At 50.4% G+C, this 25,357-nt stretch carries 19 protein-coding genes, 1 pseudogene and 1 other annotated feature; of the genes and pseudogenes, 2 read left to right on the top strand and 18 right to left on the bottom strand.

All coding sequences use genetic code 11. From position 1 onward, the window contains the following. The 6 genes from BBI15_RS07210 to BBI15_RS07185 form a co-directional block, all read right to left on the bottom strand. A complete protein-coding gene (locus BBI15_RS07210) occupies positions 1-411 on the bottom strand; it encodes a hypothetical protein (RefSeq protein WP_068868945.1) in 411 nt (136 codons plus the stop codon). Between the two features lie 33 nt (positions 412-444). Then, positions 445-1,953, bottom strand: a complete 1,509-nt coding sequence (locus tag BBI15_RS16545) for a hypothetical protein (RefSeq protein WP_068868944.1) — start codon at positions 1,951-1,953, stop codon at positions 445-447. A 10-nt stretch (positions 1,954-1,963) separates the two neighbouring features. Further along, the gene (locus tag BBI15_RS07200; RefSeq protein ID WP_068868943.1) at positions 1,964-2,422 is read right to left on the bottom strand and encodes a prepilin-type N-terminal cleavage/methylation domain-containing protein; all 459 of its coding nucleotides are present in this window, start codon (positions 2,420-2,422) and stop codon (positions 1,964-1,966) included. Further along, the gene (locus BBI15_RS07195; RefSeq protein WP_068868942.1) at positions 2,422-2,940 is read right to left on the bottom strand and encodes a type IV pilus modification PilV family protein; all 519 of its coding nucleotides are present in this window, start codon (positions 2,938-2,940) and stop codon (positions 2,422-2,424) included. The genes BBI15_RS07200 and BBI15_RS07195 overlap by 1 nt, the downstream gene beginning before the upstream one ends. Positions 2,941-3,162: 222 nt before the next feature. Continuing rightward, positions 3,163-4,866, bottom strand: a complete 1,704-nt coding sequence (locus BBI15_RS07190; protein WP_068868941.1) for a sensor domain-containing diguanylate cyclase — start codon at positions 4,864-4,866, stop codon at positions 3,163-3,165. A 31-nt stretch (positions 4,867-4,897) separates the two neighbouring features. Next, the gene (locus BBI15_RS07185; protein ID WP_068868940.1) at positions 4,898-6,088 is read right to left on the bottom strand and encodes a bifunctional folylpolyglutamate synthase/dihydrofolate synthase; all 1,191 of its coding nucleotides are present in this window, start codon (positions 6,086-6,088) and stop codon (positions 4,898-4,900) included. Positions 6,089-6,161: 73 nt separating this feature from the next. Here BBI15_RS07185 and BBI15_RS07180 point away from each other — a divergent pair, with 73 nt between their 5' ends. Next, complete coding sequence (locus BBI15_RS07180) at positions 6,162-7,025, top strand: ATP-grasp domain-containing protein (protein WP_068868939.1); 864 nt, start codon at positions 6,162-6,164, stop codon at positions 7,023-7,025. Next, complete coding sequence (locus tag BBI15_RS07175; protein WP_068868938.1) at positions 7,022-7,816, top strand: ATP-grasp domain-containing protein; 795 nt, start codon at positions 7,022-7,024, stop codon at positions 7,814-7,816. Before BBI15_RS07180 ends, BBI15_RS07175 begins: the two co-directional genes overlap by 4 nt. Before the next feature lie 217 nt (positions 7,817-8,033). Here BBI15_RS07175 and BBI15_RS07170 read toward each other — a convergent pair whose 3' ends face one another. The 12 genes and pseudogenes from BBI15_RS07170 to tig form a co-directional block, all read right to left on the bottom strand. Continuing rightward, positions 8,034-10,667 (bottom strand): valine--tRNA ligase, encoded by a 2,634-nt coding sequence (locus BBI15_RS07170; protein WP_068868937.1) that lies wholly within the window; start codon positions 10,665-10,667, stop codon positions 8,034-8,036. 81 nt (positions 10,668-10,748) lie between these two features. Beyond that, positions 10,749-10,966: a binding site (T-box leader), on the bottom strand. Between the two features lie 21 nt (positions 10,967-10,987). Next, positions 10,988-12,037: an AbrB family transcriptional regulator gene (locus BBI15_RS07165; RefSeq protein WP_068868936.1), complete on the bottom strand. Its 1,050-nt coding sequence runs from the start codon at positions 12,035-12,037 to the stop codon at positions 10,988-10,990. Positions 12,038-12,290: 253 nt separating this feature from the next. Then, a pseudogene (gene hemL, locus BBI15_RS07160) lies at positions 12,291-13,577 on the bottom strand (glutamate-1-semialdehyde 2,1-aminomutase). A gap of 1 nt (position 13,578) precedes the next feature. Next, positions 13,579-14,559, bottom strand: a complete 981-nt coding sequence (gene hemB, locus BBI15_RS07155; protein WP_068868935.1) for a porphobilinogen synthase — start codon at positions 14,557-14,559, stop codon at positions 13,579-13,581. Then, positions 14,556-15,179, bottom strand: coding sequence for a uroporphyrinogen-III synthase (locus BBI15_RS07150; RefSeq protein ID WP_237150921.1), 624 nt, complete (start codon positions 15,177-15,179; stop codon positions 14,556-14,558). The genes hemB and BBI15_RS07150 overlap by 4 nt, the downstream gene beginning before the upstream one ends. Before the next feature lie 55 nt (positions 15,180-15,234). Continuing rightward, on the bottom strand, positions 15,235-16,164 hold the full coding sequence (gene hemC, locus BBI15_RS07145) for a hydroxymethylbilane synthase (protein ID WP_068868933.1): 930 nt from the start codon (positions 16,162-16,164) through the stop codon (positions 15,235-15,237). Between the two features lie 18 nt (positions 16,165-16,182). Next, entirely contained in the window at positions 16,183-17,013 is an 831-nt protein-coding gene (locus BBI15_RS07140) for a cytochrome C assembly family protein (protein ID WP_068868932.1), read from the bottom strand. A 161-nt stretch (positions 17,014-17,174) separates the two neighbouring features. Continuing rightward, entirely contained in the window at positions 17,175-18,557 is a 1,383-nt protein-coding gene (gene hemA / locus BBI15_RS07135; protein ID WP_068868931.1) for a glutamyl-tRNA reductase, read from the bottom strand. A 900-nt stretch (positions 18,558-19,457) separates the two neighbouring features. Beyond that, the gene (yihA, locus tag BBI15_RS07130; protein ID WP_068868930.1) at positions 19,458-20,039 is read right to left on the bottom strand and encodes a ribosome biogenesis GTP-binding protein YihA/YsxC; all 582 of its coding nucleotides are present in this window, start codon (positions 20,037-20,039) and stop codon (positions 19,458-19,460) included. Beyond that, positions 20,036-22,363 carry an endopeptidase La gene (gene lon, locus BBI15_RS07125; RefSeq protein ID WP_068868929.1) on the bottom strand — a complete coding sequence of 776 codons (2,328 nt, stop codon included), beginning with the start codon at positions 22,361-22,363 and terminating at the stop codon, positions 20,036-20,038. Before lon ends, yihA begins: the two co-directional genes overlap by 4 nt. 162 nt (positions 22,364-22,525) lie before the next feature. Continuing rightward, positions 22,526-23,797, bottom strand: a complete 1,272-nt coding sequence (gene clpX / locus BBI15_RS07120; RefSeq protein ID WP_068868928.1) for an ATP-dependent protease ATP-binding subunit ClpX — start codon at positions 23,795-23,797, stop codon at positions 22,526-22,528. 172 nt (positions 23,798-23,969) lie between these two features. Beyond that, positions 23,970-25,271: a trigger factor gene (gene tig, locus BBI15_RS07115; RefSeq protein ID WP_068868927.1), complete on the bottom strand. Its 1,302-nt coding sequence runs from the start codon at positions 25,269-25,271 to the stop codon at positions 23,970-23,972. Positions 25,272-25,357: the final 86 nt, after the last annotated feature.

The raw sequence follows: 25,357 nt of genomic DNA, 5'->3' as shown, positions 1-25,357 counted from the left end.
TTAACTCCCCTTTCCGACCGGGCCGATGGACTCCATGCCAAATACCCTCTCGGATTTTTCTCTTATCGGTTGCGCTTCATTTTCGGCTTCCTTTTCCGCTTTTGGCGGTTTCGGCGGTTCGACCGCTTGCTTCTTGCGATCTTTGCGTTCCTGTTTCAAACGCTCTTTCTCCTGCTGCTCCCGCTCTTCCATTTTCATGAAAAGAAGCGCCGTCACGAGCGACAGCCCGAGAATCGCAAGCAGGCTCATATGCCAGGCGAAACTGCCCTGCATCCAAAGCGCGACAGCCGCCGCCAAAAGACTGCCGACCGCCACGATATAGGTCTTTTTCTTATTCTCTGTTTTCTTGAAGAAGACCACGCCTGCCATGACTGCCGCCGCAATCATGAGCCAAATCAATAATTTAATCATTTCTTTTCCCCCTACGACTTGCGCATTTCTTTATTAATATTCAACTTCCAGACCAAAACCGGATCCGATCGGTTCTGGAACCGAGACATCAATCGGGACGATTTTGCTTTCTTTCATCGAGATGCCGCAGTTTTCTAAGAATGTTGAATAATCGCTGGCTCTCGTTACATAAATGCTAGTTAGTTCTTGATTGGTTCTTCCTTTTTTATCCCTTAAAACAAAGTTCTTCTCTGCCACTTCCGTATAATATATTAAATGACCGCTATCCGAGAACGCGACCTCTCTCTCCAAACGTGACAGATCATCCGGATCAATTCGGTCAATATCTATGCAAAAGTTGGAATGATTCGAGACTTCAATATGGTTTTTCCAATCTATTTGCGCTTTTCTCGTTTTGTCTTGGTACCCCAATACGAGAAAATTTGTGTTGTACATGTTTTTCAAATTTACATCGACATCCAGCTCTTTTACGACAATTGTCTGTTTTTCTCCGTTCTTGCCAAGGTTTATAATATTATTTCCGACTGAGAGCTTGCCCGAAATAAACAAATTTGCATTGACTAGATTATTCATATTGTTAGGGGCCCCTGCATCATTTTCATTCACGACTATATTGATACCTTGGAAATCTGTATTATTACAATTTTTCTCACAAACAAATTCCGCATAGTCATTTGTAAAAACACGAAAATCTTTAGGATCCATATCATCATCAAGTGAGGCTAAAAATCCTTTTAACGTTTCATTGGCCTGTGCTTTGCATTCATAAGGTGCTTCCGCTGTCTTGTACTTAACAGCAGTTACTAATTCTGCACACGAGATTGTAGGCGGTGTTAGTGAAAACACTTTATCGTATGTCAAATCTTCATCTTCAGTAATGACTATGGTGTTAATCTTTCGGGTTTCTATGCTGTCGAGAAAACTATCTGGAATTTCCACTTGAAAAATTGCGTTTAGTTCTTTTTGGTTATTCAATGCTTTTCCTTCAACATTTAGGGCGATCTCTATCCATTTGACTTGTTTGTCGACGACCAGAATATCGTTCACATCATTTTGTGCTGCATTCATTTTCTTGGCAGTTGCTGATTTGACATGGTATTGAACTTGTTCTCCATCAAAAGGATTTTCTTCAGCAGCTAATTTTAATGCATCTAACTCATTGCTTTTTTCGAGAATCTTTTCGACGTAAAGTTCTTTCATTTCTCTATCGATTTTTTCTTCCCACATAGTGCGTTCTAGTTCGCTATCGCAAGTTGTCCCTAATGGCAATTCAATGCATGCAATGAGTTCGTTCAATTTGAGTTGTGTTTCCTGCTGCATTTCCTCTTTCAGTAGTTTCAATTCGCGCTCAAAGTCCGAACTATAATAGATAGTTCCCATTTCTGCGGCCGCTACCGCTTGGTTTCCTGTATCCACGATTTTTTCCTGTTTCGCATGATTTAATGAGCCCGCCATGAACGTGGCCGCCAACCCCATAAACAGCACGATGATGAGCAGGACGATGACGAGCGCATAGCCTCTTTCGTTTTTTATCTTCTCCATATTGCGCCTCCTATGGCCGGTCAGTGCGGATGCGTGTCAACGTCGTCTGGATGTTCAGGCTGCGGCCGTTTTTGGTTAAGTTCAGGTCGATATTTGCATGGTTCTTTTTCGGTTCGATCAATGTTTCGGCAGTTAAATTCGCGTTTCCTGCTATTACAGTGCCGGTGTAGTCATAGTCTTTGTCCAGCACCCGCTCAAAATTTCCCGATCCCGATGCATCAACCGTTCCCAGCATCATTTGGCCGTTTTCAAACTTGATCGTGTATGAATCGCTCTGGCGATGGGCAGCTGATAGCTTAGCGATAATGAGATTTGCGTCCTGCTGGATTTCAGTTTTGCTCGTTTCTGCAGTGGTATGTTTCATTCCGATCGACAGCGCGGTCCATGCTGCGGTCGCGATGATGGATACGAGAAGAAGCGCCGCCAGCACTTCGACGAGGCTTACCCCTTTTTCATCGAGCCTCTCCATCAGTTTTGCTCCTCTATGCGGTATTGGATATATCCGTAGGTCTCACTGCTCACTCGGCCTTCTTCATAAATTTTCAAGTGGGTTTTATGCAATTGGGCAAGTGTGGGATCGTCGCATTGAAGAAGGCTGGTTTCTGTTTCGGTCAGGAACGGGGTGCACTCAAGCGCAAGTTCGACTTCGTACGTGTAGCCATCCTGCTTTTCGAAACGAGCATAACCGTTTTCCTCAGAAACTTTTGTATAACCCAAACTGTTCATTGTACTTTCATAGTTATCGATAAACTTTTCATAAATGACCGGATCTAGTTCGTCCCGGTCCCCCAGCCAGTCAGCATTCGTGATCATCGCCATTTCCTGCCTCGCCAAGTTCATCGTATCGAGCTTCGCCTCGGTCTTGTTGTTGAAGAAGGTCATCTGGGGAAATACGGTCATGATGCCGATAAAGACGATCCCGAGGATAACGAGCGCCGCCAGTACTTCGACCAGCGTTAAGCCTTGTTGCGATTTCAGCTTTTTCATTTCCAGCATTCCCCCTATTTTCGTCTGTTTTATTGTTAGTAATTTCCTTTTACTGAAGTCTTTTTATCTAAATCATACTACGCCTATATTATTGCATGTTTACTCGCTTTTGACACGGTATTTTTACAGGATAATCTATACTTTTTAATAAAACTTTAGCTTTTATTCCCATATTTCATAAGAGAAAAAGACTACAGAAACGGCAAATGCCGTTCTGTAGCCTTATTTCGTGTAGGCTGCAACTTTATTCCTGCCCGCTTGTTTGGCGCCTGTGTATAGGGCGCGGTCAGCGTTGCGGATGATGCCGGTGCCGTCTTCCGCGTCTTCCGGTGCGGATGCGACGCCGATGCTCATGGTGATGTGGAGTTCATCGGCTTGTTTTTCATTTTGGATGCTCTGTTGGATCTTGAATGCGTGGTTTGCGATTTCCTTGCGCAGGTTTTCAGCCAGGATCAATGCCAGCTCTTTGCTGTAATGAGGCAGCAAGATGACGAATTCCTCCCCGCCATATCGCGCGACCGTGCCTTCATCGCCGATTGCCTCCCTCAATAAATCTGCCAGTTGGATGAGGATTTCATTGCCGCTCTGGTGGCCGTATGTGTCATTGATCGATTTGAAATGGTCGATGTCCATCATGATGAGCGACAGTTGGCCCAAAGTGCCGGCATGGATTTCTTTCATGGAGTTTTCGAGCGTTTCGTCCAGGTAGCGGTAATTATAGAGCTTGGTCAAGCCGCAACGCTCGCTTTTGGCGATGACTTTTTCCATATAGCCCGCCTTTTCAAGCGATACCGCGAAATAGGTACTGAGGATTTCCATGATCTGCAATTGGTTCTCGGAAAAAGCGAACGGCTTTCTCGAGCCGACGAGCAATACGCCTTCTATTTTATTGTTCCTTGAAATCGGCGTCGCCATGATGCTTTCGATATCTTCCCGCATCTGTACCGTGACAAGGTCGGCCCATTGCCTTTTCTTGCCGTATAACAATGGGGCATTATAGGCAATGGCTTGCCCGGCGATCCCTTTTGTGTACGGGAGGGCGGGCATGTCCATTTCGACAAACTTGCCGTCCTCGAACATCCGCAAGACGAGCAGCTGATTGTCGCGGTAATCGATGACGTAAGCGTAATCGGTTTTGAACATCGTCGATACCTGTTCGACGAATTGGTCGATCACTTCATTCTGTGTCAGCCGGTCGGCCAGTTGATGGCCGATGTCCCCGGCCTTTTTCAAGTCGATATTGATTTTCTCCGAACTGTTGTAGAGCCGCAGCACGACGGTCATGACCATGAACGGCAAGCCGAGCAGCATCGGGGCATAGATGCCGATCGAGGCTTCAAGGACGTAAAGCGTAATGGCATACGGAAAGACCAACAGGGTGATGAGGAAATCCCAGATCGTATCGAGAGTGATGAAGGTTTTGGATGTTTTCATCAGCACATCGTCCACATACAGGTAGAGATGATTCGCTATGAGGTATACCAGCTGGTAGAGCAGGCCATAGATGACGATATGCGAAAACTCCACCGACCCGATTTCGCCGCCTACCGAGAAAAACACGATTCCTGTGAAGGCCGACAACACGAAAAACATGAGCGAATTGAACGGGAAGCGTTCCGTGCGCGGCGATGCGCTTCTCGTACGGAACAGGAGGATGAGCATGGTCAATTGGGAAACGAGGATTTCAACGAATAGCCCATACTTCAAGAACACCGCAATGGTCACCCATTGCACGAGATACATCGGCGTGCCGTTGATATTGAGCGGCAATAAAGACGTCAAGACTGCAAATGCGATGAACGCCAATAATTCCCAGTCCAACAGCACCTCAGGCGGGTACTGCGCGTACACAATATACAAACCGGCAGGAACGATCAAGGCCCAAAGCGACCATAACAGCGGTATTCTTTTTTGGCTATTTTTCATGACATCTACTCCTCGCGGGATTCAAGCTGTTTCAATTGTTTCGGTAATGTTTTAGAAAAAGTACATCGGGGTTTTTGAGGGTCGAAAGGAGGTAAAGAGAACCTGTGACTATAGTCACTTCACCGTATCCGTTAACAGGTAATATATCATAAATGTTTTTAATTGTCTTTATTTTACTGTTACTAACAGCAAATAATTTTTCAGCCGGGAGTGCACGGGGGTTGTTGAAATCCAGAAAAACGAAGTCATCGCTGATCGCCTCCAACTTGCGCAACACTTTTTCATATGGTTTATCCTTCAGCATGCCCATGGCAATCCGGATGCTTTTTTCCGGGAATTCCGCCCGGATCGTCTCGACCAGCGCGTCGATGCTCGCTTCGTTATGGGCCCCGTCAAATATCAAGCCTTCCGCGTAAGCCTCGAATCGGTACGGGATCGAAGCCTTTGATAAGGCCACTTGCGCTAGCTGCCCATCAAAGCTTGTGCCAAGCAGTTCCTTTGCCGCTTCCAGGGCGATTTGCGCGTTCCATTGTTGGTGCGCCCCCTTTAATGAAAGCATCCCCTGATAGGGCGTTCCGGGCACGATAAGTTCCGCGTGCTGCTTCTGCGATTCCTCACGAATGACTTCCATCACCTGTTCTTCAAGTGGGCCGGCGACGACCGGCCGCCATTTTTTGATGATGCCCGCTTTATGACAGGCGATGTCTTTGATGTCTTCGCCGAGGAAATTCGTATGCTCTTTGGAAACGGACGGGATGATCGCGACTTCAGGGTCGATGACATTCGTCGAATCGAAACGGCCGCCCATCCCCGCTTCGATGATCACGTAATCAGGCGATGCATTGCGGAAGTGCACATAAGCGGCAGCCGTCAGTAATTCGAAATCCGTGAGCGCCGTCTCGATTCCCGACAGTTCCTTCATGGCTTCGTCCAGAGCTTGCGGGGAGATGGGCTCGCCGTTGATCTGGATCTGGTCGTGAAGGTCGATGATGCCCGGAGAGTAGAATGTACCGACCGATTTCCCATGCGCCTGCAATACCGCCGACAGCATCGCAGCGGTCGAGCCTTTGCCATTGGTGCCCGCTATATGAACAAAACGCCCTTCGGCTTCCGGGCTCCCGAGTTCCCCGAGTGCTGAACGGATGGCATCCAGCCCGGGCTTGATCGCATTATCCGTTTCTATATCCCATCTCTTTTTGTATTCAGCTAAGCCATTAATCATTTTCCAGCCTCTTTTCTCTGCTAAACGTGATACACTTTTTTTAGTATGAGTATATCATGAAGGTGGAATGGAAATGTTGAGTTGTTGGGTGATCTATAACGGAAGCCTCGTTTCCGATAAATTTCAAGACCAGGCGCAATTGATGGCCGAAGCCGCCGAGCGCCAGGGAATACAAGCGGAAATCAAGAAGAATTATGAAATCCCGATGTCCTTATCGCACCAGCAGAAGTTCCCGGATTTTGCGGTGCTGCTCGACAAGGACATCCTGCTCGGCTACTTCCTGAAAAGCCGCGGGGTCCCCGTCTATAACGATCCCGCGATCATCGATTTATGCGACAATAAGGCGACGCAATACATCCGGCTGGCAGAACGGGACATCCCGATGCCGAAGACGATCGTCGCGCCGAAAGTCTATCCGAAATTCTCCATCCGGGATTCCGGCTATTTCGAAGGGGTGCTGGATGACCTCGGCTTGCCGATGATCATCAAGGAAGGGCACGGGTCGTTCGGCATGAAAGTGTATTTGATTGAAACGGAAAATGAGTTTTATGAAAAAGTCGAGAGCCTGTCCGGCGTCGATTACGTGTTCCAGGAATTCATCGCGGAAAGCCACGGGCGCGATATCCGCGTCAATATCGTCGGCGGAAAGATCGTCGCGGCGATGAAACGGCAGTCCGATACAGACTTCCGCGCAAACATCACGAACGGCGGCCGCGCATTCCCGGTTGAATTGACACTTGAACAACAACAGCTCGCCTTGGAGGCGGCCGAGGCTGTCGGTGCGGTCTTTGCCGGTGTCGACCTGTTATACGGCCCGAATGGCCAACCGCTCGTCTGTGAAGTCAATGCGGCTGCGCATATCCGCAATATCCTCAATGTGACAGGCATCAATGTCGGAGACGCGATGATCCGTTATATCCAGGAGGATTTGTCATGATCGTTCTGTACGAAACGGCATCCGCACAACACAATCGGGGATTTATCGATGAATTGAAGCGCTTTTGTTCGATCGAGTTGCTCACCTGGGATGACTGGAGCGAAGCGGGGCTCGAAGATTTGTTGCCGCGCCTCAAGGGACAGTCCGTTTTTTTCCGTGTCCGCCAGCCGCATGCCGCCCGCTTCTTGGAAGACCATGGCGTACGGCTCATCAACCGCGCGGAAGTGAACCGCATCGCGAACGATAAATGGCAGAGCTATCAATTATTCCAGCTGCTCGGTGTGCCGGTGATCCCGACACAAAAAACACCGCTCGCTCTCCCGTATATCGTAAAAACCGCAGGCGGCCACGGCGGTTCGGAAGTGTGGCTCGTCAAATCGGAACAGGATGTGGCGGATACCGAAGCCACCCTCCTCTATCAGCCAGTGGTGCCACACACGGCGGATGTCCGGGCGTATGTCATCGGCAAGGAAATCGTCGGCGCGGTTAAACGCAGCGCACATGATTCCTTTAAAGCGAATTATTCGCTCGGTGCTTCCGTCGAACGCTTTGAACTGACTTCCGCACAACGGGAAGATACCAAGAAAATCGCTGAAGCCTTGAAGAGCGATTATATCGGCGTGGATTTCCTGCTGCTGGACGACGGCCGTCATCTGTTCAACGAAATCGAAGACCCGGTCGGCGCCCGCTCGTTTTATCAAACACATGAGGACAATATCGCCGAGCTCTTGGCAAGGCATTTCACGAAACTCGAAGAAAACTATCCGTTCCGGGAAAATGACCGGAATTAAAATAAGCGATTCCCCCTTTACGGGAAATCGCTCAATGTGTTGAAGAAATCTAAGAACATCTATAATTAAAGCGAAAGTTATTCTTTCTACTCTTTATAATTCAAAGGTCTATCTAACCCCGCGGAAAGCGCACAATAAGCTTCGGAAAATACGGCTTCTTCACTTTCCCGTCAGCCTGAAAAAAAGCGATCCCCTCGTTGGGAATCGCTTTTTCCTATTACAGGTTCTTCAATTCTTCCATGCGTTTCTCTACGGTTGCGTGCTTCTCGAGGTAATCCGCTTCTTTCTTGCGCTCCTCCGCCACGACCGCTTCCGGTGCTTTCGACACGAAGCGTTCGTTCGACAATTTGCCTTGGACGAGCTTGACTTCTTTCGCCCATTTATCGAGTTCTTTTTGCAGGCGTTTTAGCTCTTCTTCGATATCGATCAAGCCTTCGAGCGGCATGAACAGCTCCGCTCCGGATACGACCGCGGACATCGATTTTTCGGGCGCTTCGATATGGAGCCCGATCGTCAAGGTTTCCGGGTTGCAGAAACGTTCGATATACGCTGCGTTTTCTTCGAGCACCGACAACGTCGTCTCGTCTTTCGCGCTGATCGTCATCGGCACTTTCTTGCTCATCGGCGTCTGCACTTCCGCGCGGATCGTGCGGACAGAACGGATGACGTCCATCAATAGCTTCATGCTATCAGCTTTTTTATTGTCGCTAAGTTCAGCGTTCACTGCCGGCCAAGCGGCGATCGTGATCGATTCGCCTTCTGTCGGCAGGTTTTGCCAGATTTCTTCCGTGATGAACGGCATGAACGGATGCAGCAAGCGCATCGTGTTATCGAGCACATACGCGAGCACGGAGCGCGTCATCGCTTTCGCCTGTTCGTCTTCACCGTACAATGGCAATTTCGCCATTTCGATGTACCAGTCACAGAAATCATCCCAGATAAAGTTATAAAGCAGTCGCCCAACTTCCCCGAACTCGTAACGTTCTGCAAGATTTGTCACTTGCTCGATCGTTTCGTTGAGACGCGTCAAGATCCACGTATCGGCTACGGATTTCTCGCCTGTCAAATCGATGTCTTTATGCTCCATGCCTTCCATGTTCATCATCGCAAAGCGCGAGGCGTTCCAGATTTTATTGGCGAAGTTCCATACCGACTCGACTTTATCGTTCGAGTAGCGAAGATCCTGCCCTGGAGATGATGCCGTCGCGAGGAAGTAGCGCAAGGAATCCGCGCCGTATTGTTCGATGACATCCATCGGGTCGACGCCATTGCCGAGTGATTTCGACATTTTGCGGCCTTCTGCATCCCGTACGAGGCCGTGGATGAGCACGTCTTTGAACGGCTTCTCGCCTGTGAATTCAAGTGCCTGGAAAATCATGCGCGATACCCAGAAATTGATGATGTCATAGCCCGTCACGAGTGCATCGGTCGGGTAATAACGGCTCAACTCATCGTTTTCTTCCGGCCAGCCGAGTGTCGAGAACGGCCATAGTGCGGATGAGAACCACGTATCGAGTACGTCCTCGTCCTGCGTCCAGTTTTCAGCGTCAGCTGGTGCTTCATGGCCAACGTAGATTTCGCCGGTTTCATTATGGTACCAAGCCGGGATTTGATGGCCCCACCACAATTGGCGGGAGATGCACCAGTCACGGATGTTTTCCATCCAGTGTAGGTAGGTTTTCTCGAAACGGTCCGGCACGAAATTGACGCCGTCTTCGCTCTTCTGGCTGTCGACCGCTTTCTTTGCGAGCGGCTGCATGTCCACGAACCATTGCGTCGACAAATACGGTTCCACGACTGCGCCGCTGCGCTCGGAATGCCCGACCGAGTGAAGATGCTCTTCGATCTTGAACAATACGTCCATGTCCTGGAGGTCCTTGATGATCGCTTTGCGGCATTCGAAGCGATCCATGCCTTCATATTTGCCGGCGTTTTCGTTCATCGAGCCGTCTTCGTGCATGATGAGGACGCGCTCCAGGTTGTGGCGATTGCCGATCTCGAAGTCGTTCGGGTCGTGTGCCGGCGTGATCTTCACGGCGCCGCTTCCGAATTCACGGTCGACATAATCGTCTGCCACGACTTCAATTTCACGGCCGATGATCGGCAAGATGACTTTTTTACCGACCAAATGCTGGTAGCGTTCGTCTTTCGGATGAACCGCGACTGCCGTATCGCCGAGCATCGTCTCCGGGCGGGTCGTCGCGATTTCGATATGGCCCGATCCATCTGCCAACGGATAGCGCATATGGTAAAACGCGCCTTGTACGTCTTTGTAGATGACTTCGATATCGGAGATCGCCGTTTTCGTTGCCGGGTCCCAGTTGATGATGTATTTGCCGCGGTAAATTAGTTTCTTTTCGTATAATTTGACGAATACTTCGCGTACCGCTTTTGACAAGCCTTCATCCAACGTGAAACGCTCGCGGGAATAATCGAGCCCAAGCCCGAGCTTCGACCATTGCTGGCGGATATGGCCGGCGTACTCCTCTTTCCATTTCCATGACTCTTCCAGGAAGGCTTCGCGGCCCATGTCGTGTCGTGAACGCCCTTCTTCTTTCAGCTTGCCTTCGACTTTCGCCTGTGTTGCGATGCCGGCATGGTCCATCCCCGGCAGCCACAGTGCGTCATAGCCTTGCATGCGCTTCATGCGCGTCATGATGTCCTGCAAAGTCGTATCCCAGGCGTGCCCCAGGTGGAGCTTGCCCGTTACGTTCGGCGGCGGGATGACGATCGTGTACGGCGTCTTGCCGCTTTCCGGCTTCGCTTCGAAGAATTTATTGTCCACCCACCAGTCGTAACGCCCTTGTTCGATCGCCTGCGGTTCGTATTTCGTTGATAATTGCTTGCTCATCCAAATTCCTCCTCTTGGCCAACATGCGGCCCTGTTTTCTGTCGAACTTAAAAATGGATACAAAAAAACTCCTGTCGTCACGTAAAGGACGAAGGAGTTTTTCGCGGTACCACCTTTATACACAGGCAGAATTCGCCTGGCTCTCAAGTTCGATAACGGATTCACATCCGGTTTCCGCTACTCTGTTCACGGCAACTGCTCCGAGGTGACATTCAAATGCGGAACATGAAAGCCTCTCACCACTCGGCTTTCTCTCTGAAATGTCCCCGACACTTTACTATCCTCATCAACGCATCAATATCCTGTTAAATTCATTGTACTCAATAGCCTGATTTAGCGTCAAGCTTTTTCACGTAGTATGTCACGAGTGGCGCCGCGACGAGCAGGATGAAGAACAAACGGAACAAATGGAAGCTCGTCACGAGCGGAACGGCCGCCCCTGCTTCAAGCGCCGTGATCGTCATCTCTGCCATACCGCCAGGAGCCGCACTCAGGAAAAAGTCCAGGAAGAGGTAATCCGGCAACACCAGCTCGAGCCCGTAAGCAATCCCTGCCGAAAACGCGATGAGCAGTACCGTATTGAGGAAAACCGCACCTGCAATCCGACCGTCCATCGAATCGCCGAGCTTTTCCATCGATAAGCCGAGATGCGTGCCGATCAATACTTGCGCGATGATGATGACCAGGTTCGGAAGGTCGACAAGATCGCTGCCGGTCACGGTCTGGACGACCGCCATCGCAAGGACAGGCGCCATCAATTCACGGGCCGGGAACGAAATGCGCTTCATGATCCAATACAATACGTAGCCGAGGATGAGCGCGATGCCGAATGCATAAGGCGAGAACCGGAAACTCGCTTCCGCCATTTCTCCCGGTGACCGTCCCGACAGCAATCCCGCAAAGAGTGGCACAGTGAAGACGATGAGCAGGATACGAAAGGTCTGCATGACCGATACGACCGTCACATTGGCGGATTTCACTTCTTCAGCGATCAATACCATCTGAGACAAGCCGCCCGGCATCGAGCCGAGCAATGCCGTCGACATCGACACGCGCGTCATGCGCTGGAACAACCAGCCAAGGCCGATGGAAAACGCGACGACCGCAACGGTCATGACGAACATATACGGCAGGTCCGCCGCCATCAACAACACCGATTCCTGGGTGAATGCCGCGCCGATCTGGATGCCAAGCAGCAACAACCCGAGCGTGCGGAACACTTTCGGCCAATGGAACTTCATATCGGTCATTTGGCGCAAAATGAGAAAAGCTGCCATCGGGCCCAATAGCCACGGCAGGAACAAGCCGGTCAGGCTGAACAAAAAGCCGGCTCCGAGTGCGATGGCCAAGGTTATAAGAAAACGTTTCAATTCGTTACCAACTTTCGCTAATTAAAATATCCATTAGTTTTATATTACCAGACAATCAGACAGAAAATGAACTTCCATTCAAATTATCCTTTCATTAATTATTTATCTTTTTACTTTCACCTTTCAAGCTTCACTCTTCTTCCGTGGCCCAATCAAGGTAAATGAAGCAATGGGCATCGAAGTTTTCATTCATTCATAAAAAAACCGCCCCCAAAAGCCAATCACAATGGCCTTCAAGGACGGTTCGCTTCATTTATCTCGCCAGTTTCGCAAACACATTATGGAATGCCTGGACTGTGCGTTCGATATGTTCAGGTGTGTGGGCAGTCGATAAGAACATGCCTTCAAACTGGGATGGCGGCAGGAAAATGCCTTCTTCCGCCATCAAGCGGTAATAATCCGCAAACAGTTCCAGGTCGGAACTCGAAGCGGTCTCGAAGTTCGTCACTTCCTCATTCGTGAAGAAGAAGCCGATCATCGAGCCGGCACGGTTGACCGTATGCGGGATATTGTATTTTTCCGCCGCTTCGCGGAAGCCTTTTTCGAGCTGGTCCGCGCGTTCATTGAACGTCTCATAGCTCGCTTCATCAAGGCGGGACAAAGTTTCATAACCTGCACGCATCGCGAGCGGGTTGCCGGACAAAGTGCCCGCCTGGTAGATCGAGCCGCTCGGTGCGACTTGCTCCATGATTTCGCGCTTGCCCCCGAAGGCGCCGACAGGCAAACCGCCACCGATGACTTTGCCGAGGCACGTCATGTCCGGCGTAACGCTGTAATGGCCTTGTGCGCAATTAAAGCCGACACGGAAGCCGGTCATGACTTCATCGAAGATCAGGACGGTGCCGTTTTCATGCGTCAAATTGCGCAGTTCCTGAAGGAAGCCTTCAGCTGGAGGCACGACGCCCATATTGCCGGCAACCGGCTCGACGATCACGGCCGCCAAGTCATCGCCGAATTCCTGGAACGCCAAACGCACGCTTTCCAAATCGTTATACGGAACGGTGATCGTGTTTTTCGCCACCGATTCCGGAACGCCTGGTGAATCCGGCAATCCGAGTGTCGCAACACCCGATCCTGCTTTGATCAACAGGCTGTCGCCATGCCCGTGGTAGCAGCCTTCGAATTTCAGGATCTTATTGCGGCCCGTATAGCCTCGTGCGACGCGCAGTGCGCTCATCGTCGCTTCTGTGCCCGACGATACCATGCGGACCATTTCGATCGATGGCACCCGTTCCTGGACGAGTTTCGCCATGTCGTTCTCAAGGACGGTCGGTGCGCCGAAAGATGTGCCGAGTGTCGCCTGTTCCTGGATGGCTTTCACCACTTCCGGATGGGCGTGGCCCAAAATCAGCGGGCCCCAGGACAGGACATAATCGATATACGTATTACCGTCAATGTCCGTGATGGTCGCGCCGTTTCCGGACTGCATGAAAATCGGGTCCATATTGACCTATTTGAATGCGCGCACCGGGCTGTTGACGCCGCCTGGCATCAATGTTTTCGCTTCTTCGAATGCTTGTTTCGAGTGTTCGTATCCCATATTATTTCCCCTCCAGCCAGCGTACCGCGTCTTTTGCGTGGTACGACATCAGAATGTCCGCTCCTGCACGTTTCATGCTGAGCAATGTTTCAAGGACGATTTTTTCTTCATCGACCCAGCCGTTTTGAGCGGCTGCTTTGACCATCGCGTATTCGCCCGATACATTATAAGCGACGATTGGGATATCGAAGTTATCGCGTACTTCGCGGATGATATCAAGATAGGATAATGCCGGTTTGACGATCATGAAATCTGCGCCTTCATTGACATCGGACGAGGCTTCACGAAGCGCTTCCATGCGATTCGCCGGGTCCATCTGGTAGGTCTTGCGGTCACCGAATTGAGGCGTTGAGTGTGCCGCTTCACGGAACGGGCCGTAATAAGCGGAAGCATATTTCACGCCGTAGGACATGATCGGGATATGGCTGAATCCCGCTTCATCAAGGCCGTAGCGGATCGCTGCGACAAAGCCGTCCATCATATTCGACGGGGCGATGATGTCTGCCCCGGCTTTCGCCTGGGACACAGCGGTGCGCGCCAACAGGTCGAGCGACTCATCGTTCAGGATGACGCCGTCTTCGATGACGCCGCAATGGCCGTGGTCTGTATATTGGCACAGGCACGTATCGGCGATGACGACGAGTTCCGGATGGCGCTGTTTGGCAAAACGGATCGCTTCCTGCGTGATGGCGTGATCGTGGTAAGCCTGCGAGCCGACCGGGTCTTTGTCTTTCGGGACACCGAACAAAATGACGGACGGGATGCCGAGCTCGACCACTTCATCCAATTCCTCGCCAAGGCGGTCGATTGAATAATGGTAGACGCCTGGCATCGAGGAGATTTCTTGTTTATAGTCTTCGCCTTCCACGACAAAGATCGGATAGATGAAATCCTCTTTCTGTACGGAGGTTTCACGGACCATTGCACGAAGATTCGCTGAACCGCGCAGGCGGCGGTGGCGGTCGAATTTCAAGTCTTTCATAAGCTGCATCTTCCTTTCGCTATTGTCTGGATGATTTCTAGATACGTATAGGTTTCAGGGCGGAAATGGACTTCTCCCCCTGCTTCGATGATCGCCCGTTCGGTAATGTGGCCGATGGCGGCTGTCTGGACACCCTGGAAATTCCCGCCTGCTTCCCGGTAAGCAGCAACTGCTGAGGGGCTGGCGAAAATGATCGTGACATCGGACATCCGGGCGAGTGCTTGTGCATTATTGCGCTTTTTGACGGTATCGTAGACGGTCCATTCATCGATCGCGAGCGGCATCGACAAAATCGTGTCTTTGGCGAGTGCCCCCCGGACAAACAAACAGCGTTCCTTGCCGGCGATGTCTGGGAATTCCTGGACAAAGACATCGGCACTGAACGTTGATGGGATGAAGTCGACCGTATAGCCGTGTTGTTCCAGCATTTCAGCGGTCTTATCGCCGACAGCCGCTATTTTCGCATCGGTTTCAGGATGCAGCTTGCAAAAAGCTTCTGCGCTGTTGCGGCTCGTGAAAATAAGCCAGCCGTAGCGGCTGAAGTCCGGCGCGTCCGTGTTTCGCACCACTGTTTCGATCAATGGCAGATACTCCACGTCCGCGCCTTTTTCCCGTGCCAATCTTGCAGCTTCCCGCGGCAATCGGCTGCCGGTGAAAATGATGACCGGTTTTTTCTTACACATTGCTTTCGGCGATGACGCGCTGGATCAGATCGTAGCCGCCTTGGGCACTGATCTTCTCAGCCACGATGCGGCCCGCTTCAACCGGGTCCGTACCCGCAGCTGACTCTTTATACACTTGGTCGCCTTCAGGTGAGGAGATGAGACCGGTGAAAGACACTTCCTCGCCCGCAACCGTTGCGTAGCCTGCGATCGGCACTTGGCAGCTGCCGTTCATGTCTTTGAGGAATTTGCGTTCCGCCGTGACAGCCAGTTCAGTTTCCTTATCGTTCACTTTTGCCAGTTCCGCAAGAAGCTCTTCGTCGTCTTCACGGCATTCGATCGCAAGTGCGCCTTGGCCGATCGCCGGCAGGCAATCTTCTGTATCCATGAATTCCGTGACGATGTCATCGCCCCAGCCCATGCGCTTCAATCCGGCGGCCGCCAGGATGATGGCATCGAAATCGCCTGAATGGAGTTTTGCAAGACGCGTGTCGATGTTTCCGCGGATCCACTGGACGTCAAGGTCCGGGCGCAACAAAAGAAGTTGTGAGCTCCGGCGCAAGCTGCTTGTGCCGACGACAGCGCCGACCGGCAAGTCCATCAATTTCACGTGATCGTTGGCAATGAACGCATCCCGTGGGTCCTCGCGCTCCGGGATGCAGCCGATGACGAACCCTTCCGGAAGAACGGCCGGCATGTCTTTCATGCTGTGGACGGCGAAATCGATTTCCTTGGCATAAAGCGCCTGTTCGATTTCCTTGACGAAAAGCCCTTTGCCTCCCACTTTCGACAATTGCACATCCAGGATGCGGTCGCCTTTCGTGACGATTTCCTTGATCTCGAATTCAAACGGCGCACCTGCCGCTTTCATTTTCTCGATGAATTGATTGGTTTGCGTCAACGCAAGCTTGCTTCTTCTTGACCCTACAATGATTTTTCTCAACTGAATCCTACCTTTCTATTAATACCAAAAATGAAATTCCGATAAACGGCTGCCAAAAAAGAAATTAAGCAGCAATAACAAAAATGCATACAGGTGGGCCCAGGCATAATTCATGCCATTCAAGTTCCCCCGCCGGTGACGCCATAGAATAAAACTATAAACGACCAGCAGGATGAACGAACCCACGATCTTCACATCCATTATGGAAAATTCCTCCAACGATACGACGGCCCATTGGAACCCGAGGACGAGCGAGACGAACAGCAACGGGATCCCGACCAGGATGGAAATGGTCATGCCCTGTTCGGTCTGCCCTAGTGACGGCAAGCTGCTCCATTGCTTCGTCCATTTCTTCTGCTTCAACAGTCGATACAAAATCAGATGCAGCGCGGAAAAGACGAACGATAGCGAAAAGGCCGCATAGGACAGGATGGCGAACGTGATGTGGATGAATAACAGCTCCGACACCAACGCTTCCCCCACCGGCGAGCGTTCGATCTGGACCGGCGCAAACGTGTGGATGACCATAAAGATGAATCCGATGATATTGATCAAAAATACCGCAAAGTCGAAACGGTAGAAAATCCGCAGGACCAGCGATAGCGTAACCAACAGCCACGCATAGAAATAAATGCCTTCAAACAAAGTCAGAACCGGGAAACGCTGCGTCTCGATGATATAGAGCACCAGGAACACGGTCTGCAATAACCACACGGCCCCAAGAAATGACATGGCGATCCGGATGGCTTTTTTCGTAGTATATAAATAATCGACAAAATAAAAGACAAGGCTGACAGCATATAGTATAACCATAGCTTCATGCAGCCTTGCCATTGTTATATCAGCCATCCTATTCCCCTTCGTTTCCATAATTAAAGGCGTTTCGCCTCTACATTTTAACATATAGATTCGAAAACGCCTCATTATAAGATAGCTTGTGCCCGCCTGCGCGGTCCGATTGGGTCACTTTAGACGCTGCCGATGGGAATCCAAGGCAAGCGGAAGTGGTTTTATACTGTATAGCCCGGGCTTTCCTGCCCCTGCAGCGATTCCTGTTGCTTTTCAAGGCGTACACGCTCTGCCTTTTGGCGCGCCGCAAGCGCTTGTTTTTCACGCTGCTCTTCGACTTCTTCTTCGATGCCGAAAATCTGCATGAACAATTCAAGCTGTTCGCGCGATTTTTTCGCCGTGCCCATTTCCTTGGCCTGCAAAATCGGCTCTTTTAATAATTGGTTAATGATCGATTTCGTATGCTTGTTGAGGATTTTCTTCTCGCGAGCCGTCAAATCGGGCATCTTGTTCTCGATGCTTTCCATCGTTTCCGCCTGGATCGCAAGTGCTTTCTCGCGGAGTGCAGAGATGACCGGTACGACGCCGAGCGTGCCAAGCCAGTCGTTGAACTGCTCCGCTTCATCCTCGATCATGCCGGCGATCTGCCTGGCCGCCCGTTCGCGCTCAGCAAGGTTCGCTTCGACGATGCCCTGCATATCATCGATATCATATAAGAAGACATTCTGGAGGTCGCCGATGCGCGGATCCATGTCGCGCGGTACCGCGATATCGACCATGAACAAAGGTTTGCCTTTTCTGAGCTTCTCGACAAACTGCATCAATTCGAGATCGATGACGAAATCCGTCGATCCCGTTGACGAAATGAGGATGTCCGCTTCCAGTAAAGCGCATTGCAATTGATTCAAGGGTTTCGCCGTGCCGCCGAATTTATCCGCCAGCACTTCCGCTTTCTCGAACGTGCGGTTGATGACCGTGATGCGGTCTGCACCGCTCCCTTGCAGGTTCTTGATGGCGAGTTCGCCCATCTTCCCAGCGCCGAGAATGACGACATGCTTGTTCTTCAATGAACCGAAGATTTTCTTGCCAAGTTCGACTGCCGCATACGAAACCGAAACGGCGTTCTCGCCGATCGCCGTTTCGCTGTGCGCACGCTTCGCCAGCGTCACCGCTTGCTTGAACAATTGGTTGAATACCGTTCCCGTCGTGCCGATCTCCTGGCCTGCGAGGAAACTGGATTTCACTTGGCCGAGAATCTGCGTCTCGCCAAGGACCATCGAATCGATTCCGGCAGTGACACGGAACAAATGATCAATCGCTTCGTCCTGTTCATGGATGAACAGATACTGGGAGAACTGTTCCATCGGAATGTCGAAATAAGAAGCCAAAAATTGCTTCACATAAAAACGCCCGGTATGCAGCTGGTCCACGACGGCATAGATTTCCGTCCGGTTGCATGTCGATACGATGACGTTCTCCAATATGCTTTTTTGTTGTTGCAGGGCTTGCATCGCTTTCGGAAGCTCGCTTTCGATGAACGACAGCTTCTCGCGGATCGATACAGGCGCTGAACGATAGTTGACCCCGACTACGAGTGTATGCATGGGTTTAAAACACCTTTCGCGTTCCATATTTCATTTCCCTAAGTATACCACTTTTCCATCAGATTATGCCTGCGATTTTGTGAACAAGGCATGAACCTGCTCGAACATTGCTTTATCCTGAAAGGGTTTCCACTTCGGAAACTCCACTTTATAATGATTCTAAACTTAACTTGATTACAATTCTAGCAAAGCGATTATGCAGTCACAAGTATAACGCTCGTAGTCGGAATTGACTGTGAACTTATGCACAATGAATGGTGATTTTCATGATGTTGAATTAGGAAAAATTGTAATTAACGAATTTAAATAGGAAATGCATTTGGTGGAGATATCGCTTCAAGGGGACGCTTTCTGAGGGGGCCGGCTTCAGCCGCTTCCCTCGCTAGCGCTCAGTCCAGGGTCTTCAGCTCGTCCTGATCCCTCCAGAGTCGCCCCTTTCCGCTTCATCTCTAGTTTTAAAGAAGAAATGAAATTCATCATACACTGAAGTAAGCGTGAAAAACTTAATTGTCTTCGTAAATTCAAATTGAATAGCGTACGGAAGTTCTCTGCAATATCAAGTCCAGCTAAGCGTCGCCAAGAACAGATAAAAACAATTAACAGTGACACTTCTTCGCACCTAACATTCAAAGAAATCTATAAGCCGAACCGCGTACACGGGCGAGCCGGAGCAATAAGACAAGTGTTCTTCTTGGCTTATTGTGGGAGGCATGCCCCAAGCGGGAGGCGGCTATCTTGCGACGAATCCTACAAAAAAACAATCTACCTCGCTCACTTTTCTAATTATCTCGTCTACAATCTGTGTCAGCTATTCGCTGCAACTAAAAACAGGGCCCGGAAAATCAATGATTTTCCGGGCCCTGTCTTATTTCAAGCCGTTCAGGTGTATTGCCTGCTTGCTTACATGCGTTTTTCGATCTCCTGCCAGGCAGCATCTTTGCCAAGGCCTGTTTCGGAAGAGAAAACGATCAATGGATCGCCTTTATCCATGTCGAGTGTTTCGCGGACGACTTTCTTGTGCTTGTCCCATTTGCCTTTCGGGATCTTGTCGGCTTTTGTCGCGATGATGATGCAAGGGATGCCGTAATGCTTCATGAAATCATACATCATGCGGTCATCCGCGCTCGGCGGGTGGCGCAAGTCGACGATCTGCACGACGGCGCGCAATTGTTCACGGCCTGTGATATAGGTTTCGATCATCTTGCCCCAGGCTTCGCGTTCGCTTTTCGATACCTTCGCATACCCATAACCCGGAACGTCGACGAAGAACAGGTCCTCTTCGATCTTGTAGAAGTTCAAGGTTTGCGTTTTGCCCGGCTTGGATGAAATGCGGGCCATGCTCTTGCGGCCAATCATTTTATTGATGAACGATGACTTTCCGACGTTCGAACGCCCGGCCAGCGCAAATTCCGGCAGCTCCCCCTCGGAATACTGCTCAGGGCGCACGGCACTGATCACCAGCTCTACATTGTTGACATTCATTGTTTTGCTCCTTCCAGCGCGATTTCAAGCGCTTGTTCCGCCTGGCTGACGAGGTGGAATTCCAGTTCTTCCCGGATCGTTTCCGGAATATCGTCGAGGTCGCGTTCATTTTCTGCAGGGACGATGATCGTCTTCAACCCTGCTCGGTGGGCGCTCAAGGTTTTCTCCTTCAGCCCGCCGATCGGCAAGACGCGGCCACGCAATGTAATTTCCCCTGTCATGCCGACGTCGCGGCGCACCGGCCGCTTCGTAAGTGCAGATACGAGCGCTGTGGCAATCGTCACACCGGCGGAAGGGCCGTCTTTCGGGACAGCTCCTTCCGGCACGTGGATATGGATATCATGCGCTTCCTGGAAATTCGGGTCGATGCCAAGCTCCTCTGCCTGTGCACGGACAAACGATAGCGCTGTCTGTGCCGACTCTTTCATGACATCACCCAGTTTACCGGTCAATTGCAGCTTGCCTTTGCCTGCAGACAACGATACTTCGATCTGCAATGTATCGCCGCCGACAGCGGTATACGCAAGGCCAGTCGCCACACCGATCTGGTTTTCGCTTTCAGCTACGCCGTAGCGGAATTTCTTCTTGCCGAGGTATTCCTCGACTTCTTTTGCGCCGACCGTCACTTGCTCTTTTTCTTTTGAGACAATCTGCTTGGTCACTTTGCGGCAGACGGAAGCGATTTGGCGTTCCAACCCGCGTACGCCAGCTTCGCGGGTATAATAGCGGATCATGGAAACAAAGGCGTCTTCCTGGAAATCCAATTGTTCCGGCGTCAAGCCGTGTTCTTTCAATTGTTTCGGCGCCAAATGGTTTTTGGCGATCAATTTCTTTTCCAGTTCTGTATAGCCGGCAATCGAAATGACTTCCATGCGGTCACGCAGCGGCCCTGGAATCGATCCAAGGTCATTGGCGGTCGCGATGAACAGCACATTCGAAAGGTCATAGCTTTCTTCGATGTAATGGTCGCTGAAGGAATTGTTCTGTTCCGGATCCAATACTTCAAGCATCGCTGATGACGGGTCTCCGCGGAAGTCGTTGGACATCTTATCGATTTCATCCAGCAGGAAGACCGGATTGACAGTGCCCGCCTTCTTCATGCCTTGGATGATGCGGCCCGGCATGGCGCCGACATAAGTGCGGCGATGCCCGCGGATTTCGGACTCATCGCGCACGCCGCCGAGCGAGATGCGGACGAAATTGCGGTCGAGTGAATCGGCGATCGAACGGGCAAGCGATGTCTTCCCGACACCCGGAGGGCCGACGAGGCACAGGATCGGCCCGCGCAGCGACTTGGTCATTTGCTGGACTGCCAAATATTCAAGCACGCGTTCTTTGACCGTTTCAAGGCCATCGTGGTCACGATTCAGCACTTCTTCTGCGTAATTGATATCCAGTCTGTCTTCTGTCGCTTCAGACCAAGGAATCGTCACGAGCCATTCGATGTAATTGCGGATGATGCCGCTTTCCGCCGCAGCGGATGGCAATTTCTCATAGCGGTCCAATTCCTTCAATGCCGTCTTCTCGGTCGATTCGGGCATGCCGGCTTCCTCGATGCGTTTTTTCAGGTCGGCCACTTCTGCGCCTTTGCCGTCCTTGTCGCCAAGTTCGGTTTGGATCGCTTTCATCTGTTCGCGGAGATAGAACTCTTTTTGTGTCTGTTCCATCGCTTTTTTCACGCGGTCATTGATGCGCTTTTCAATATCGGCCACTTCCTGCTCATTGTGCAGGCGGCTGATCAGTAATTCCAGGCGCTTCGTGATATCGAAAGTTTCCAGCACTTCCTGCTTTGCCGGCAACTTCAGCGATAGGTGGGATGCCACCATATCCGCCAAACGGCCCGGCTCTTCGATATCCGCTACCGTATTGAAAGTCTCGGTCGTCACTTTCTTGGAGCCTTTCCCGAAGATTTCGAATTGCTCCAGCAAGATGCGCATCAAGGCGTCCTGTTCGGCATCGCGCTCGGGCTCATCCGGGAACGAAGTCACTTCCACTTGCGTGAACTTTTCGCCTTCCTCGTATTGGTTCCACTGGCCGCGTTCAAGGCCTTCGACTAGCACGCGAATCGTGCCGTTCGGCAGTTTCAGCATTTGTTTCACATATGCCAGGGTGCCGATCTTATGCAAATCGTCTTTCTCCGGGTGTTCCACTGCCATGTCTTTTTGTGTCGCCAAAAAGACGATCTGGTCATCCATCATCGCTTGCTCGAGCGCAGCTACAGAACGTTCCCGTCCGACATCAATATGCAAGACCATCGTCGGGAAAACGAGCAAACCGCGGAGCGGCAAGAGCGGGACTTGTTTTGTCACTTTTTTCTTCGCCATAACTAAGTGCACCTCCGTCAATTCTCTTTCTCTCTATCAGCCTGTGTCAAGGTCCAGGCAGACTATCGTTTTTTCGTTGAAAAAGGGCTGACCCCCATACGCGCGGATGTGCACGATTCAGAGTCAGCCCGTATCATCCTATTCTTGTGCATCAGCCAAAAATCAAGCGGATGTTTTTTCATTATTGCCGTTATCGTATTCAGTGCCATCTTCCAGCATCAGTTTCGGCTGTGAATTCTCGGTCACTGTTTCTTTCGTGATGATACATTCGACGATGTCTTCACGGGATGGCAAATCATACATGACATCAAGCATGATGTTCTCGATGATTGAGCGCAGTCCGCGGGCGCCTGTCTTCCGCTCGATGGCAAGACGGGAAATTTCGATGAGCGCATCGTGTTCGAATGTCAATTTCACTCCATCAAGCTCCATCATTTTCTGGTATTGCTTGATGAGTGCGTTTTTCGGCTCTGTCAGAATCTGCACAAGTGCATTTTCGTCCAATTGCTCAAGGCTTGCGAGTACCGGCAGACGGCCGATGAATTCCGGGATCAGGCCGAATTTCAGCAAGTCTTCTGGAATCAATTGGCTAAGAAGGGATTTTTCATCCATTTCGTCTTTGTTCGGGTCAGCCCCGAAGCCGATGACTTTATTGCCGAGGCGGCGTTTGATGATTTGGTCGACACCGTCAAATGCGCCGCCCACGATGAACAGGACATTCGTCGTGTCGATCTGGATGAACTCCTGGTGAGGATGCTTGCGCCCGCCTTGTGGTGGGACGCTTGCTGTCGTGCCTTCCAGGATTTTCAGCAAGGCTTGCTGTACGCCTTCACCGGAAACGTCGCGTGTAATCGACGGGTTCTCGGATTTGCGTGCCACTTTGTCGATTTCATCGATGTAGATGATGCCTTTTTCTGCGCGGTCTACATCGTAGTCTGCCGCCTGGATCAATTTGAGCAAGATGTTTTCGACATCCTCCCCGACATAACCGGCTTCAGTGAGCGATGTCGCATCGGCAATCGCAAACGGCACGTTCAGGATGCGCGCGAGTGTCTGCGCGAGCAAAGTCTTCCCGCTCCCTGTAGGCCCGATCAAGACGATATTCGATTTCGAAAGCTCGACATCGTCGATCTTGCTGTTGGAATTGACACGTTTGTAATGGTTATAAACCGCTACCGCCAAGGATTTCTTCGCTTTTTCCTGTCCGATGACGTAGCCGTTCAGGATGTCCAAAATCTCTTTCGGTTTTGGCACTTCCTTGAACTCAGTTTCCTCTTCTGTCCCGAGTTCTTCCTCTACGATTTCCGTGCAAAGTTCGATGCACTCGTCGCAAATATATACACCTGGCCCTGCGACCAGTTTACGTACTTGTTCCTGCGGTTTGCCGCAAAACGAGCATTTCAAATGCTCTTTTTCATCATTGAATTTGAACAATGTAGTCACCCCTATTCAAGCCATTATGTTACAAGATTATTTTGATTGTATCAACTAATTAGAACTATGCCAAAGAAACTGACTTTATATGTAGGAACTTGAATTTGTTTGCCATTATGTATAGAAAACAAGGTGCGGTTGCCGCACCTTGTCCTATTAAAAAACTTATGTGTTATTCAGCCGCTTTTGCGTCAGAGATTTTAGCGTTCTCCACTAGGAACTCAACCGTGTTTTGCATGCGGATGTCGTTTTCTAGCATTTCAGTGCCGCCAAGGGCTGTTTTGATCTGTTCAGCGTCCATGTTGAATTGGCCAGCCATTTTCTCAAGCTCTTTGTCGATGTCTTCAGAAGTGACTTCCATGTTTTCCGCTTTTGCGATCGCTTCAAGCGTCAATGATACGCGTACGCGTGTTTCAGCGTCAGCTTTCATTTGCTCACGAAGCGCATCTTCGTCTTGGCCTGAGAACTGGAAGTACAATTCCTTGTTCATGCCTTGCTGGCTTAGGCGTTGTTCGAAGTCTTGCATCATGCGGTCGATTTCGGAATCGATCATCGCTTGCGGAATTTCAACTGTAGCGTTTTCTGCAGCTTTTTGGACAAGCTGATCGCGCATTTGTGTTTCAGAAGCGTTTTCTTTCTCCGCTTTCAAGTTTTCTTTCATTTTCGTGCGAAGCGCGTCTAGGCCCTCTACTTCTTCGTCAAGTTCTTTAGCGAACTCGTCGTTAAGCTCAGGCAATTCTTTCGCTTTCACTTCGTTTACCGTCACTTTGAAAGTTGCCGCCTTTCCAGCAAGCTCTTCAGCGTGGTACTCTTCAGGGAAAGTGACTTCAACGTCTTTTTGTTCGCCTGTTTTAGCGCCGATCAATTGCTCCTCGAAGCCTGGGATGAATGAGTTGGATCCGATTTCAAGCGAGTAGTCGTTGCCTGCTCCGCCTTCAAACGCTTCTCCGTCTACGAATCCTTCGAAGTCGATGACAGCTGTGTCGCCGTTTTCAACTTGCCCGTCTTCTTTGACAGTCAATTCAGCCATGCGCTCCTGGCTTTGTTTCAATTGCTCTTCGATTTCCTCATCCGTCACGTCCGTGTCTTCTTTGGAAACTTCAAGCCCTTTGTATTCGCCGAGTTCCACTTCAGGTTTCACAGTCACTTTAGCTGTGAAGACCAATGGCTCGTTCTTTTCCAATTTCTCGATGTCGATTTCAGGGCGGTCAACCGGGTTGATGCCTGCTTCTTCGACTGCGTTCGCGTAAGCGTCCGGCAAGATGAAATCAAGAGCATCCTGGTAAAGAGATTCTACGCCGAAACGTTTTTCGAACATTTGGCGCGGCATTTTCCCTTTGCGGAATCCTGGTACGTTAATTTCCTTAACGACTTTTTTAAACGCTTTATCGAGCGCGCCGTTTACTTCTTCAGCCGGTACTTCTACTGTAAGAACTCCGACATTACCTTCTTGCTTTTCCCATTTTGCTGACATGTATAAGCCCTCCAAACAATTTTTTACAAAGTCATGTACGAATTTTGTACGATTTTTGACAACCTCCACATTATATCATACATACG

This window comes from Planococcus plakortidis (assembly GCF_001687605.2).
In the GTDB taxonomy this organism is placed as follows: domain Bacteria; phylum Bacillota; class Bacilli; order Bacillales_A; family Planococcaceae; genus Planococcus; species Planococcus plakortidis.
The sequence above is the reverse complement of the archived record's forward strand: the minus strand, read 5'-3'. Positions and strand labels throughout refer to the sequence as shown.